The sequence below is a fragment of the Pseudomonas sp. GW460-LB5 genome, assembly GCF_059423245.1.
This window is the reverse complement of the sequence record NZ_JBWKXT010000001.1, coordinates 115,969-129,542: the sequence shown is the minus strand read 5'-3', so window position 1 is coordinate 129,542 and position 13,574 is coordinate 115,969. Positions and strand designations below refer to the sequence as shown.

Annotated in this window: 13 protein-coding genes; 6 read left to right on the top strand and 7 right to left on the bottom strand. The window is 61.3% G+C overall.

All coding sequences use genetic code 11. The annotated features are described in order from the left end of the window. Positions 1-62: 62 nt before the first annotated feature. From AC07XM_RS00625 to AC07XM_RS00615, 3 genes are all read left to right on the top strand, one after another. On the top strand, positions 63-542 hold the full coding sequence (locus AC07XM_RS00625) for an Lrp/AsnC family transcriptional regulator (RefSeq protein ID WP_016488989.1): 480 nt from the start codon (positions 63-65) through the stop codon (positions 540-542). A gap of 160 nt (positions 543-702) precedes the next feature. After that, complete coding sequence (locus AC07XM_RS00620) at positions 703-1,023, top strand: pyocin-S2/colicin E7-DNase domain-containing protein (RefSeq protein ID WP_016488990.1); 321 nt, start codon at positions 703-705, stop codon at positions 1,021-1,023. After that, positions 1,017-1,286: a bacteriocin immunity protein gene (locus AC07XM_RS00615; protein WP_016488991.1), complete on the top strand. Its 270-nt coding sequence runs from the start codon at positions 1,017-1,019 to the stop codon at positions 1,284-1,286. The genes AC07XM_RS00620 and AC07XM_RS00615 overlap by 7 nt, the downstream gene beginning before the upstream one ends. A gap of 223 nt (positions 1,287-1,509) precedes the next feature. Here AC07XM_RS00615 and cysN read toward each other — a convergent pair whose 3' ends face one another. From cysN to AC07XM_RS00600, 3 genes are all read right to left on the bottom strand, one after another. Then, complete coding sequence (gene cysN / locus AC07XM_RS00610) at positions 1,510-3,411, bottom strand: sulfate adenylyltransferase subunit CysN (RefSeq protein ID WP_095116053.1); 1,902 nt, start codon at positions 3,409-3,411, stop codon at positions 1,510-1,512. A 16-nt stretch (positions 3,412-3,427) separates the two neighbouring features. Beyond that, positions 3,428-4,345, bottom strand: a complete 918-nt coding sequence (gene cysD, locus AC07XM_RS00605; RefSeq protein ID WP_003251799.1) for a sulfate adenylyltransferase subunit CysD — start codon at positions 4,343-4,345, stop codon at positions 3,428-3,430. A 244-nt stretch (positions 4,346-4,589) separates the two neighbouring features. Continuing rightward, positions 4,590-5,348: a Nif3-like dinuclear metal center hexameric protein gene (locus AC07XM_RS00600; protein WP_016488994.1), complete on the bottom strand. Its 759-nt coding sequence runs from the start codon at positions 5,346-5,348 to the stop codon at positions 4,590-4,592. Positions 5,349-5,516: 168 nt separating this feature from the next. Between AC07XM_RS00600 and algW the strand changes: the two genes are divergently transcribed. Then, complete coding sequence (gene algW, locus AC07XM_RS00595; RefSeq protein ID WP_016488995.1) at positions 5,517-6,677, top strand: Do family serine endopeptidase AlgW; 1,161 nt, start codon at positions 5,517-5,519, stop codon at positions 6,675-6,677. 129 nt (positions 6,678-6,806) lie between these two features. Here the strand turns inward: algW and AC07XM_RS00590 are convergent, their stop codons facing one another. From AC07XM_RS00590 to AC07XM_RS00575, 4 genes are all read right to left on the bottom strand, one after another. Beyond that, entirely contained in the window at positions 6,807-7,571 is a 765-nt protein-coding gene (locus AC07XM_RS00590) for an amino acid ABC transporter ATP-binding protein (protein WP_016498022.1), read from the bottom strand. Positions 7,572-7,581: 10 nt separating this feature from the next. Then, a complete protein-coding gene (locus tag AC07XM_RS00585; protein WP_016488997.1) occupies positions 7,582-8,679 on the bottom strand; it encodes an amino acid ABC transporter permease in 1,098 nt (365 codons plus the stop codon). Positions 8,680-8,689: 10 nt separating this feature from the next. Continuing rightward, on the bottom strand, positions 8,690-9,868 hold the full coding sequence (locus AC07XM_RS00580) for an amino acid ABC transporter permease (protein ID WP_016488998.1): 1,179 nt from the start codon (positions 9,866-9,868) through the stop codon (positions 8,690-8,692). A gap of 67 nt (positions 9,869-9,935) precedes the next feature. Continuing rightward, entirely contained in the window at positions 9,936-10,964 is a 1,029-nt protein-coding gene (locus AC07XM_RS00575) for an amino acid ABC transporter substrate-binding protein (protein ID WP_016488999.1), read from the bottom strand. A 332-nt stretch (positions 10,965-11,296) separates the two neighbouring features. Between AC07XM_RS00575 and AC07XM_RS00570 the strand changes: the two genes are divergently transcribed. After that, positions 11,297-11,953 carry an alpha/beta hydrolase gene (locus AC07XM_RS00570; protein ID WP_102689057.1) on the top strand — a complete coding sequence of 219 codons (657 nt, stop codon included), beginning with the start codon at positions 11,297-11,299 and terminating at the stop codon, positions 11,951-11,953. Between the two features lie 100 nt (positions 11,954-12,053). Then, positions 12,054-13,517, top strand: a complete 1,464-nt coding sequence (gene rhlB / locus AC07XM_RS00565) for an ATP-dependent RNA helicase RhlB (protein ID WP_070086394.1) — start codon at positions 12,054-12,056, stop codon at positions 13,515-13,517. The last annotated feature ends 57 nt before the right edge of the window (positions 13,518-13,574 follow it).

Below are 13,574 nucleotides of genomic sequence, written 5' to 3'. Positions count from 1 at the left end.
GCCCACGCATTTGCGTGCTTGCTGGAATAAAAACAACAATCAACGGACCAGGAGGGCAAAACATGCCTTCAAGCCTCGACCGCACCGACCGCGCCCTGCTCGCCGCTTTGCAGGACAATGCCCGCCTGACCGTTGCCGAACTCGCCGACCAGGTAGCGTTAACCACCTCGCCCTGCTGGCGTCGGGTCAAACTGCTGGAAGACAACGGCTACATCACCGGCTACCAGGCCATCCTCTCGCCCAAGTCGCTGGGGTTTGGCGTGACCGCGTTCGTCAGCATCATGATGGACTCGCACACCAAGGACATGGCGCTGGCGTTCGAGCAGCGGCTGATGGAGATTCCCGAAATCGTCGCCTGCCACAACATCTCCGGGCGCTATGACTTTTTGCTGGAGATCCTGGCGCGGGACCTGGAGTCGTTCGGGGAATTCACCCGGGAAGTGCTGCAGCGGCTGCCGGGAGTGAAGGAGATCTATTCGAGTTTTTCCTACAAGGCGGTGAAGGAGAAACGGGTGATACCAGTGTCAGAGAAACATATTTAAGACAAATCCGAGAAAACGGAAAATCCGGTGTAGGAAAGCACATCTAAGAAATCTCCTTCTAATCATCAGGAACGTGCCTACTTCCATACCCCCTACCTCTGACATAAAAAAAACTCGTCCCCGGGCACACTTTCCCTGCCTTCAACTCAGGGACGACTCTATGGCCAGCCTTCTTCCAGAATTCATCATCCGTAAACTCGAAGGTCGGACATTCCACAGCTTCGACCATTTCTCCCAATCCTTCTGGCTGGCGATCGCAGAAGACCCAGTCTACAGCCAGCAATTCATCCCCGCCCAACTCAACCGCCTCAAGAAAGGCTGGCCCCCTCGGGCGCCATTCCATGAGACGGTAAAGGGTCTGCGTTCTTATCAGATAGGCCAGCTGAACCCGCCCGAGTGGGGTGGGTTGATGTACGACGCTGAAAACCTGCGGATCATGAGCGCCATGCAATACGCGCTGTCATCGGAGACGCCATGGTGATCAGGCTGAAACACTGCCTGGCCGACTATTCATACGATGAGTTCCGGCTGATTGTTGAGGCATTGATTCAGGCGACAGGCTCGCGTGCTTGGCAGGATCGATTGCTGGAACACTTTATCGAAGTGGTTGAACATCCTGATGGCGCTGACCTTATCTATTACCCCGAGGAAGATCGGGGAAGATGCGCCGAGCAGGTCATGGCGCGCGTCTTGGAATGGAGAGCGTCAAAGGGTCTTGCAGTGTTCAGAATTAAAATCAACTAGCCTGCCAGGTCTGGATGCAGCTCAGAGGCTTAGCGAAGAACTTTTGCCAGCGACGGTACATGGCACCCGCTCTGCCGGTGTTCGCGGCTAAAGCCGCTCCTACAGTGATCGCGCAAACTTTCAGATTCTCAACAAAGCGGTTGGCCTTAAAGGCTCCGCACAACCCAAGGATTACGCGCATAAAAAAACCCGCCGAAGCGGGTTTTTTCTTGCAGGCCAGTGCTTAGATCGCGCCGCGCTGACGCAGCACGTCCAGCACCAGTTTCACACCTTCATCCACGCTGGTGGCCTGGGTGTCGATCACAAGGTCGGCATCCAGCGGCACATCGAACGGGAAGCTTTCGCCCGGGATGTTTTCGCCACCGGCCGCGTACAGGCCTTGCGGGTCACGCTCGCGGCAAGCCAGCGGCGAAGCCTGTACGTACACCGTCACCAGGCGGTCTTTGCCGATCAGGGCCTTGGCCTGTTCGCGGCCTTCGGCATCCGGGGCCACGAACGCAGCCAGGGTCAGCAGGCCGGCTTCGTTGAACTGGCGCGCCACATGGGCGGCGCGGCGCCAGTTTTCGGTGCGGCCGGCGCGGTCTTGCGGCAGGCCCTTGTTCAGGTCGTGGCGCAGGTTCTGGCCGTCCAGCACGTACACCGCACGGCCCATGTCGAACAGCTTGCGCTCCACGGCATAGGCCAGGGTGCTCTTGCCAGCGCCGGACAGGCCGCTGAACAGCACGGTGGCTGGCTGCTGGCCGAAGCGCAGGGCGCGCTCTTCGGTAGACACGTGGGCCTGCTTGCCATGCTGGCCGGTGCTGCCGTGTGGCAGAACGGGTGGCGCGATGATCATGCCGGCACCGACGGTGCCGTTGGTCAGGCGGTCGATGACAATGAACGCACCGGTGGTGCGGTTGCTGTCGTAGCCGTCCAGGGCGATCGAGGTGTCCAGCGCTACCTTCACGCGGCCGATCTCGTTCAGCTGCAGCGCGCTGGCAGCGCCCTGCTCCAGGGTGTTCACATCGACCTTGTGGGTGATGCTGGCAATCGAGCCCGGCACATAGCTGGTGGCGCGCTTGATGTCGTACTTCTTGCCCGGGAGCATTGGCTCCTCGGCCATCCACACCAGCATGGCGTCGAACTGATCGGTCACTGGCGGCACGTTGTCGGCATGTACCAGCAGGTCGCCACGGGAGATGTCGATCTCGTCTTCCATGGTCAGGGTCACGGCCTGGCCTGGGCCGGCGTTTTCCAGCTCACCTTCGTAGGTGACGATGGACTTGACGCGGCTGCTCTTGCCCGACGGCAGCACGACGATTTCGTCGCCCTTGTGCACCACGCCACTGGCGATGGTGCCGGCGAAGCCGCGGAAGTTCAGGTTCGGGCGGTTCACGTACTGCACCGGGAAGCGCAGGTCGGTGAAGTTGCGGTCGGCCGCAACCTCAACGGTTTCGAGAATCTCCATCAGCGTCGGGCCGGCGTACCACGGCGATTGCTCGCTGTGATTGACCACGTTGTCGCCCTTGAGCGCCGACATTGGTACGAAGTGCAGGCTGCTCGGGGTCAGGTTGATGGCTTCGGCAAACTTCAGGTAGTCGGCCTTGATCGACTCGAAGACGCCTTCATCGAAGCCCTTCAGGTCCATCTTGTTGACTGCGACCACGATGTGCTTGATGCCCAGCAGCGAGGCAATGTAGCTGTGCCGGCGGGTCTGGGTCTGCACGCCGTAGCGGGCATCGACCAGGATGATCGCCAGGTCACAGGTGGACGCACCGGTGGCCATGTTGCGGGTGTACTGCTCGTGGCCAGGGGTGTCGGCGATGATGAACTTGCGTTTGGCGGTGGAGAAGTAGCGGTAGGCGACATCGATGGTGATGCCCTGCTCGCGCTCGGCCTGCAGGCCGTCGACCAGCAGTGCCAGGTCGACTTCTTCGCCGGTGGTGCCGACTTTCTTCGAATCACGGGTGATGGCTTCGAGGTGGTCCTCGTAGATCATCTTCGAGTCGTGCAGCAGGCGCCCGATCAGGGTGCTCTTGCCGTCATCCACGTTGCCACAGGTGAGGAAACGCAGCAGTTCTTTGCGCTCGTGCTGAGCCAGATAAGCGAGGATGTCTTCGCTGATCAAATCGGATTGGTGCGACATGGAGTAACCCTGAAAATTAGAAGTAGCCCTGACGTTTCTTGTCTTCCATGGAACCGGCGCCATCGTGGTCGATGACCCGGCCCTGGCGCTCGGAAGTGCGCGTCAGGAGCATTTCCTGAATGATGTCGGTCAGCGTTTCGGCTTCCGACTCGACAGCCCCCGTCAACGGGTAGCAACCGAGGGTACGGAAACGCACCTTCTTCTTGACGATACGGGCTTTCTCTTCCTCGGAGAGGTGCTCGAGGATACGCTCGTCGTCGATCATGATCAGGGTGCCGTTCTTCTCGATGACTTCACGCTCGGCGGCGAAGTACAGCGGCACGATCGGGATGCCTTCTAGGTAGATGTACTGCCAGATGTCCAGCTCGGTCCAGTTCGACAGCGGGAACACGCGGATCGACTCGCCCTTGTTGACCTTGCCGTTGTACACGTTCCACAGCTCGGGGCGCTGGTTCTTCGGGTCCCAGCGGTGCTTGCTGTCGCGGAACGAATACACACGCTCTTTGGCCCGCGACTTCTCTTCGTCGCGGCGCGCGCCACCAAAGGCGGCGTCGAAACCATGCTTGTCCAGTGCCTGCTTCAGGCCCTGGGTCTTCATGATGTCGGTGTGCTTGGAGCTGCCATGGGTGAACGGGTTGATGCCCTGCGCCACACCCTCAGGGTTGACGTGGGTGATCAGTTCCAGGCCCATTTCCTCGACCATCTTGTCGCGGAAGCTGTACATCTCCTGGAATTTCCACTGGGTGTCGACGTGCATCACCGGGAACGGCAGCTTGCCCGGGAAGAAGGCCTTGCGCGCCAGGTGCAGCATCACGGCGGAATCCTTGCCGATCGAGTACAGCATCACCGGGTTGTCGAACTCGGCGGCCACCTCGCGGATAATGTGGATGCTCTCCGCCTCCAGCTGTTTCAAGTGCGTCAGTTTGTCGACCATGGCTACTCACGAAAAACGATCTTATGGACGGCCTGCGGGCCGTGTTCGAGCGAGCCACTTTATCACAGCGGCTGCTTCTATTTAGGAGGCGGGCTAGATCGAAAAGGTCTAACGATATGACTGCGGGTTTGGGCTGCCAGGGCCGGCCCTTTCGCGGGCTCGCCCGCTCCCACAGGTATTGCCCCCCAGGCTTGGTGCGATCCCTGTGGGAGCGGGCGAGCCCGCGAAGCAGGCAACGCTGATATCAAATGGGATTGGGGCAATCGATGAACAGGTGCTCCACGGCAAACCGCCGCGCCAGGTAATCGCCCAGCGCCTGCACCCCGTAACGCTCGGTGGCATGGTGCCCGGCAGCAATGAAACTGACGCCATTCTCGCGCGCACTGTGATAGGTCTGCTCCGACGCCTCGCCGGTCAGGTACAGGTCCACCCCGGCGGCAATCGCCGTGTCGATGTAACCCTGCCCGCCACCGGTGCACCAGCCGACCCGGCGGATCATCTGCTCCCCCTCCACCAGCAATGGCTCACGCCCCAGCACTTCCTGAACCCGCCGGGCAAAATCGCGGGCAGTCACAGGTTCGGCCAGTGAGCCGACCAACCCGACCACCTTGGGGTTCTCCGGGTCCAGCGGCCCTTCGACGGTGATGTCCAGTTGCCGCGCCAGCTGCACGTTGTTGCCCACCTCCGGGTGAACATCCAGCGGCAGGTGAAACGCCAGCAGGCTGATGTCGTTGTTCAGCAAGGTTTTCAGACGACGCTGGCGGATACCGGTGATGCACGGGTTCTCACCCTTCCAGAAGTAACCATGGTGCACCAGCACCAGGTCGGCCTGGGCCTCGACCGCAGCATCCAGCAACGCCTGGCTGGCGGTCACACCACTGACGATACGGCTGACCTGCGGCCGGCCCTCTACTTGCAGGCCATTGGGGCAATAATCCTGGATCTTCGCGCTGCCCAGGTAACGCTCGGCTTCCTCGACCAGGGTGTTTAGAGCGACGGCCATGAAAATCTCCTCGAAAACTGCGCTTTTCTCGGGCGCAACGCCAATGGAACGCCCGTATAATGCCGGCCATTATGGGCCGTCGCCGGCACTGGGGGAACCGGTGTATGATCCCGCGCGCTCATGCCCCACTGCGCGGCCACTGGCCCTCGCTCTTTCCAGGATTCGTTCATGTTCAAGGCTTTGCGTTACTTTGGCTGGCCCCTGCTTACCGGCGTACTGATCGCCATGCTGATCATCCAGCGCTTCCCGGAGTGGGTAGGCCTGCCCAGCCAGGACGTCAACCTGCAACAGGCACCGCAGACCACGCGGATCATGCAAGGCCCGGTGTCGTACGCCGACGCCGTGACACTGGCTGCCCCTGCAGTGGTCAACCTGTACACCACCAAGGTGGTGAACAAAAGCGCACATCCGCTGTTCGAGGACCCGCAGTTCCGCCGCTTCTTCGGCGATAACCTGCCCAAGCAGCGCCGCTGGGAGTCGAGCCTGGGCTCGGCGGTGATCATGAGCCCCGAGGGCTACCTGCTGACCAACAACCATGTCACCAGCGGCGCCGACCAGATCGTCGTGGCCCTGAAAGATGGCCGCGAAACCCTGGCCCGCGTGATCGGCAGCGACCCGGAAACCGACCTGGCGGTGCTGAAGATTGACCTGAAGAACCTGCCGGCGATCACCATAGGCCGTTCGGACACCATTCACATCGGCGACGTGTCGCTGGCCATCGGCAACCCGTTTGGTGTTGGCCAGACCGTGACCATGGGTATCATCAGCGCTACCGGCCGTAACCAGCTGGGCCTGAACAACTACGAAGACTTCATCCAGACCGACGCAGCGATCAACCCCGGCAACTCGGGCGGCGCGCTGGTCGATGCCAATGGCAACCTGGTTGGCATCAACACCGCGATTTTCTCCAAGTCCGGCGGTTCACAAGGCATTGGCTTCGCCATCCCGGTGAAACTGGCACTGGAGGTAATGAAGTCGATCGTCGAGCACGGCCAGGTGATCCGTGGCTGGCTGGGCATCGAGGTGCAACCGCTGAGCCAGGAGCTGGCCGAATCGTTCGGCATGAAGGACCGCCCGGGTATCGTGGTGGCAGGTATTTTCCGCGAAGGCCCGGCGGCCAAGGCCGGGTTGCAACTGGGTGACGTGATCCTGAGCATCAACGGCGAACCGGCCGGTGATGGCCGCAAGTCGATGAACCAAGTGGCGCGGATCAAACCCAACGAGAAGATCACCATCGAGGTGATGCGCAATGGGCAGCAGTTGAAGCTGGTTGCCGAGGTGGGGCTGCGGCCGCCGCCGGCGCCGGCTGCCAGCCAGGAAGAGAAATAAACCCAGGGCCGCGTTGCGGCCCTTCGCGGGCACGCCCGCTCCCACAGGAACTACGTAGGCTCCAAAGCCAGCGCTAAACCTGTGGGAGCGGGCGTGCCCGTTAAGGGCTGCCGCGCAGCCCAAACAGCATCAATGCAGGATCTGGCTCAGGAACAACCGGGTCCGGTCACTGCGCGGCCGGTCGAAGAAGTCATCCGGCGCCGCCTGCTCCACAATCTCCCCCTTGTCCATGAAGATCACCCGGTTCGCCACGGTGCGGGCAAAACCCATCTCGTGGGTCACGCAGAGCATGGTCATGCCGTCTTCGGCCAGGCCCACCATGGTATCGAGCACTTCCTTGACCATTTCAGGGTCCAGCGCCGAGGTCGGCTCGTCGAACAGCATGATCTTCGGCTTCATGCACAGCGCACGGGCAATCGCCACACGCTGCTGCTGGCCACCCGACAATTGCCCCGGGTACTTGTGCGCCTGCTCGGGAATACGCACGCGCTCCAAATAATGCATGGCAATTTCCTCGGCCTTGCGCCGCGGCATCTTGCGCACCCACATCGGCGCCAAGGTGCAGTTTTCCAGAATGCTCAGGTGCGGGAACAGGTTGAAGTGCTGGAACACCATGCCCACTTCACGGCGGATGGCCTCGATCTGCTTGAGGTCGTTGGTCAGCTCGACGCCATCGACCACGATGCGCCCCTGCTGGTGCTCTTCCAGGCGGTTGAGGCAACGGATGGTGGTGGACTTGCCCGAGCCGGATGGCCCGCACAGCACAATGCGCTCGCCCTGGCGCACGTTCAGGTTGATGTCCTTGAGCACATGGAACTGGCCGTACCACTTGTTCACACCCTGCATCTGGATGATGCCTTCGGGGCCGGCAGGCTGCTTGATCGCTTCACTCATTTCGAAACTCCTAACGCTTGTGGCCAGTGTCCAGCTTGCGCTCCAGGTGCATGGAGTAGCGGGACATACCGAAACAGAAAATCCAGAACACCAGGGCGGCGAACACATAGCCCTCGGTAGCCATGCCCAGCCAGGCCGGGTCGGCGGCGGCTTGCTTGACGCTGTTCAGCAGGTCGAACAGGCCGATGATGATCACCAGGCTGGTGTCCTTGAACAGGGCAATGAAGGTGTTGACGATGCCGGGAATCACCAGCTTGAGCGCTTGCGGCAGAATCACCAGGCCCATCGAACGCCAATAGCCCAGGCCCATGGCGGCGGCAGCTTCGTACTGGCCCTTGGGGATGGCCTGCAAACCACCGCGCACCACCTCGGCGATATACGCCGACTGGAACAGGATCACGCCGATCATCGCCCGCAGCAGCTTGTCGAAGCTCATGCCTTCGGGCAGGAACAACGGCAGCATCACCGACGACATGAACAGCACGGTGATCAATGGCACGCCGCGCCAGAACTCGATGAAGGTCACGCACACCACCTTCACGGCCGGCATCCTCGAACGCCGGCCCAAGGCCAGCAGGATGCCCAGTGGCAAGGCGCCGACAATACCCACGGTGGCGATCACCAGGGTCAGCATCAGCCCGCCCCACTGGCTGGTCGGTACGCTCTCCAGGCCCAGGTACCCACCGTGCAGCAGGGTGTAGGCCAGTACCGGGTACAGCACCAGGAAGCCCAGGCCGTAGAAGGCCTTGCGCGGGAAGCGCTTGATGAACAGCGGCGCAGCGCCGATGACGGCAAGCCACACCGTCAGGTCCACCCGCCAGCGCAGCTCGGCCGGGTAGTAGCCGTACATGAACTGGCCAAAGCGCTGCTGCACGAACACCCAGCAGGCGCCCTCCTTGGTGCAGTCGGCGCGTGTGGTGCCGACCCAGTTGGCGTCGATCAACGCCCACTGAACAAGCGGCGGTACGATCAGCCATACCAGGTAGATGGCGAACAGGGTCAACAGCGTGTTGAGCCAGCTGGAGAACAGATTGGCACGCATCCATGCGAGCACGCCGACGGTTTTCACCGGTGGCGGCATATCGGGTTTGAAAACATGGGCATTCACGGGCGTATCCTCACCGCTCGATCAGCGCAATGCGCTTGTTGTACCAGTTCATCAGCAGCGAAATGCTGATGCTGATGGCGAGATAGACACTCATGGTGATGGCGATCACCTCGATAGCCTGGCCGGTCTGATTGAGCACGGTGCCGGCGAACAGCGAGACCATCTCCGGGTAGCCGATACCGGCCGCCAGCGACGAGTTCTTCGCCAGGTTCAGGTACTGGCTGGTCAGCGGCGGAATGATCACCCGCAGTGCCTGGGGAATGATCACCTTGCGCAGGGTCGGGCCCTCGCGCAGGCCCAGCGATCGCGCGGCCTCGGTCTGGCCATGGCTGACCGAACGGATGCCAGAACGCACGATTTCAGCGATGAAAGCTGCCGTGTAGATAGTCAGCGCCAAGGTCAGCGCCAGCAGTTCGGGGATCAGCACCCAGCCACCGACGAAGTTGAAGCCCTTGAGCTGCGGCACCTCCCAGCTTACCGGGCTGCCGAACAACAGCACGCTCAGGCCCGGGATGACGAGCAGTAGCGCCAACCCCACCCAGAACTTGTGGAACGGCACGCCGGTCTCGTCGAAGCGCTTGTTGGCCAGGCGCACCATCACGACAGTGGCGGCAATCGCCACCCCCAAGGCAACGACGAACGGCCAGAAGCCATCGGCCATGGACGCGCCCGGCATGTTCAGGCCACGGTTGCTGATAAAGAACATATCGTCGATGTTGATGCTGCCGCGCGGTCCCGGCAGGGTCAGGAACACGGCGAAGTACCAGAACAGGATCTGCAGCAGCGGCGGAATGTTGCGGAAGGTTTCCACATACACGGTCGCCAGTTTGTTGATCATCCAGTTCGGTGACAGGCGAGCCACCCCAATGATGAAGCCCAGAACCGTCGCCAGGATGACGCCGATGAAGGTGACCAGCAGGGTATTGAGCAGGCCGATGACGAACACCCGCGCATAACTGTCGGATTCCACATAGGGGATCAGGTGCTGGGCGATGCCGAAGCCGGCACTGCGGTCGAGAAAGTCGAAGCCCGAGGTGATACCCCGGTGTTGCAGGTTGGTTTGCGTGTTGTGGAACAGGTACCAGCCCAGGCCGACCACGAAGACGATCGTGAGGATCTGGAACAGCCACGCGCGCACACGCGGATCGTTAAGGGACAAGCCCTTGGGTGCGCCGATTTGATTTTGCATGAAGTGCCCCGGACAGTAGGGATTCGAACAGCCTGCAGCGGCGGGATGCCGCCGCAGGGTGCAACCATCAGCGCACGGGTGGCGCGTACTGGATGCCGCCGTTGTTCCACAGGGCGTTCATGCCACGGTCGATCTTCAGGTCGGTGCTCTGGCCCAGGTTCTTCTCGAACACTTCACCGTAGTTGCCGACTTGCTTGACGATCTGTACTACCCAGTCTTTGGGCAGCTTGAGGTCCTTGCCGTACTCACCATCCGCACCCAACAGGCGGGCGACGTCAGGGTTTTTGGTGCCCTTGGCTTCGGCCTCGACATTTTTCGAGGTGATGCCTGCTTCTTCGGCGTTGAGCATGGCGAACAGGGTCCACTTGACGATGCTGAACCACTCCTCGTCGCCTTTACGCACCACCGGGCCCAGTGGCTCCTTGGAGATGGTTTCCGGCAGTACCACGTAGTCGGTCGGCGCGGCCAGCTTGGAACGCTGGGCAAACAGCTGCGACTTGTCCGAGGTCAGCACGTCGCAACGGCCCGACTCCAGCGACTTGGCGCTTTCGTCCGAGGTGTCGAAGGTGATCGGGGTGTACTTCAGGTTATTGGCGCGGAAGAAGTCCGACACGTTCAACTCGGTGGTGGTACCGGCCTGGATACAGATGGTTGCGCCATCGAGCTCTTTGGCGCTGGATACACCCAGCTTCTTGTTGACCAGGAAGCCAACCCCGTCGTAGTAGGTGACACCGGCAAACACCAGGCCCATGCCGGCATCGCGCGAGCTGGTCCAGGTGGTGTTGCGCGACAGCACGTCGACCTCGCCCGACTGCAGGGCGGTGAAGCGTTCCTTGGCGTTGAGCTGGCTGAACTTGACCTTGGTCGCGTCGCCGAACACGGCAGCGGCCACGGCGCGGCAGACATCGGCGTCGATACCGACGATCTTGCCTTGCGCATCAGGTACCGAGAAGCCCGGAAGACCGTCGCTCACGCCACACTGGACGAAGCCCTTCTTCTTGACCGCATCGAGGGTGGCGCCGGCCTGGGCATTGCTCACGGCGCCCAGTGCAGCGGCAGCGGTCAGGACTGCCAGGGTGGTTTTCAACATCTTCATTCACAACCTCCAAATCGCTCTTGTTGTATCGAGCCGGAATTGCACCGCACCCTTTTGAGGCGTATCCGACCCGTATTGGCTTGTTATTGGGTCACTTGGCGCAATGGACTGTTCTGTGACAGCCTTCGCGTGCAAAGGGTGTTACCGTTTCGGCCTGCCCTTTGCATCGCAGATTGAATTGCAAAGCGCGTACCAGATTCTCTGGCTGTAGCGTTTAAGCGCTCGTCAAGTGGGGAAAGTTGTATCGTTGCGACATTCTTTTTCCGACAATCATTTCCAGCGCCTTCTTTTCACGCACGCCATAACAAGACCCGCACACTTTCGGAGCAGTCATGACCAACCCGCTGATTCTCGAACCACAGAAAACCGCTGATGCCTGTGTGATCTGGTTGCACGGTTTGGGGGCCGACCGTTACGACTTCCTACCGGTAGCCGAATTCATGCAGGAGCGCCTGCTCAGCACCCGGTTCATCATGCCCCAGGCCCCGACCCGGCCAGTCACCATAAATGGCGGTTATGCCATGCCCAGCTGGTATGACATCAAGGCCATGACCCCGGCCCGCGCCATTGACGAAGCGCAGCTGGAAGCGTCGGCCGAGCAAGTGGTTGCCCTGATCAAGGCCGAGCAGGCCAAAGGCATCAACCTGTCCCGTATCTTCCTGGCCGGTTTTTCCCAAGGTGGCGCGGTGGTGATGCACACTGCCTATATAAAGTGGCAAGAAGCACTGGGTGGGGTGATTGCCCTGTCCACCTATGCCCCCACCTTCAACGACCAGCACCAGTTGAGTGCCTGCCAACAGCGCACCCCGGCCCTGTGCCTGCATGGCGTGCATGACCCGGTGGTGATCCCGTCCATGGGCCGCACCGCTTTCGAGTACCTGAACACCTGGGGCGTCGCCGCCCGCTGGCACGAATACCCGATGGAACACGAAGTGGTGGTCGAAGAACTGAACGACATCTACGAATGGTTGAGCAAACAGCTGCAATAGGCTGGCTCTCTTGTAGTTGTGGGAGTATTCCACTACGCCGCGCCCGGATCTTGCATTACACTGCCCGGCGTACATTCCTTAATCAGTTGATGAGACGATCGTGCTCAAAGCACTCAAGAAAATATTCGGCAAGGGAGACGCCGCGCCACACGCCGTTGCTCCTGCTGCCAGCGTGGCACCGCCTGCGCCCGCACCCGCCAGCGAGGCCCGGCCCGCAGCAAAACCGGCCGTAGCGCATGCCAACCCCGCCCCAAAGGCTGAACAACCCGCTGCTGCTACGCCACCTGCCGACAAAGCGGCCAAGGACAAACCGCGTCGCGAGCGCAAGCCCAAGCCACAGGCCAGCCTGTGGAAACCGGAAGACTTCGTGGTCGAGCCGCAGGAAGGCAAGACCCGCTTCCACGACTTCAAGCTGTCCAACGAGCTGATGCACGCCATCCACGACCTGGGCTTCCCGTACTGCACGCCGATCCAGGCGCAGGTGCTGGGGTATACCCTGCGTGGTCAGGACGCCATTGGCCGGGCCCAGACAGGTACCGGCAAGACTGCGGCGTTCCTGATCTCGATCATTTCCCAACTGCAGCAGACGCCACCGCCCAAGGAACGCTACATGGGCGAGCCACGCGCGCTGATCATCGCCCCTACCCGCGAGCTGGTGGTGCAGATCGCCAAGGACGCCGTGGCGCTGACCAAGTACACCGGCCTGAACGTCATGAGCTTTGTTGGCGGCATGGACTTCGACAAGCAGCTCAAAGCCCTTGAAGCACGCCACTGCGACATCCTGGTGGCCACCCCGGGCCGCCTGCTGGACTTCAACCAGCGCGGCGAAGTGCACCTGGACATGGTCGAGGTGATGGTGCTGGACGAAGCCGACCGCATGCTCGACATGGGTTTCATCCCACAGGTGCGCCAGATCATTCGCCAGACACCACCGAAAAGCGAGCGCCAGACCCTGCTGTTCTCCGCCACCTTCACCGACGACGTGATGAACCTGGCGAAGCAGTGGACCACCAACCCGGCCATCGTCGAGATCGAGCCGGAAAACGTGGCCAGCGAAACGGTCGAGCAGCACGTGTATGCAGTGGCGGGTAGCGACAAATACAAGCTGCTGTACAACCTGGTGACCCAGAACAACTGGGAACGGGTGATGGTGTTTGCCAACCGCAAGGACGAAGTGCGGCGCATCGAGGAAAAACTGGTGCGCGACGGCATCAATGCCGCCCAGCTGTCGGGCGATGTGCCCCAGCACAAGCGCATCCGCACCCTGGAAAACTTCCGCGAAGGGCGCATCACGGTGCTGGTGGCCACCGACGTGGCCGGGCGTGGCATCCATATCGATGGTATCAGCCACGTGATCAACTTCACCCTGCCAGAAGACCCGGACGACTACGTGCACCGCATTGGCCGTACCGGCCGCGCGGGGGCCAGTGGCGTGTCGATCAGTTTTGCCGGGGAGGATGACTCGTACCAGTTGCCGGCGATCGAAGAGCTGCTGGGGCGCAAGATCAAGTGCGAAATGCCGCCCGATGAACTGCTAAAGCCGGTGCCGCGCAAACACCACTGACCTGTGCCGGCCTCTTCGCGGGACAAGCCCGCTCCCACAGATTTTCCGCTGCCCTTG

Excerpts from the sequence above, each read along its gene's own strand:
- AC07XM_RS00625 (WP_016488989.1), top strand. The coding sequence starts at position 63 with ATGCCTTCAAGCCTCGACCGCACCGACCGCGCCCTGCTCGCCGCTTTG.
- AC07XM_RS00620 (WP_016488990.1), top strand. The coding sequence starts at position 703 with ATGGCCAGCCTTCTTCCAGAATTCATCATCCGTAAACTCGAAGGTCGG.
- AC07XM_RS00615 (WP_016488991.1), top strand. The coding sequence starts at position 1,017 with ATGGTGATCAGGCTGAAACACTGCCTGGCCGACTATTCATACGATGAG.
- cysN (WP_095116053.1), bottom strand. The coding sequence starts at position 3,411 with ATGTCGCACCAATCCGATTTGATCAGCGAAGACATCCTCGCTTATCTG.
- cysD (WP_003251799.1), bottom strand. The coding sequence starts at position 4,345 with ATGGTCGACAAACTGACGCACTTGAAACAGCTGGAGGCGGAGAGCATC.
- AC07XM_RS00600 (WP_016488994.1), bottom strand. The coding sequence starts at position 5,348 with ATGGCCGTCGCTCTAAACACCCTGGTCGAGGAAGCCGAGCGTTACCTG.
- algW (WP_016488995.1), top strand. The coding sequence starts at position 5,517 with ATGTTCAAGGCTTTGCGTTACTTTGGCTGGCCCCTGCTTACCGGCGTA.
- AC07XM_RS00590 (WP_016498022.1), bottom strand. The coding sequence starts at position 7,571 with ATGAGTGAAGCGATCAAGCAGCCTGCCGGCCCCGAAGGCATCATCCAG.
- AC07XM_RS00580 (WP_016488998.1), bottom strand. The coding sequence starts at position 9,868 with ATGCAAAATCAAATCGGCGCACCCAAGGGCTTGTCCCTTAACGATCCG.
- AC07XM_RS00575 (WP_016488999.1), bottom strand. The coding sequence starts at position 10,964 with ATGAAGATGTTGAAAACCACCCTGGCAGTCCTGACCGCTGCCGCTGCA.
- AC07XM_RS00570 (WP_102689057.1), top strand. The coding sequence starts at position 11,297 with ATGACCAACCCGCTGATTCTCGAACCACAGAAAACCGCTGATGCCTGT.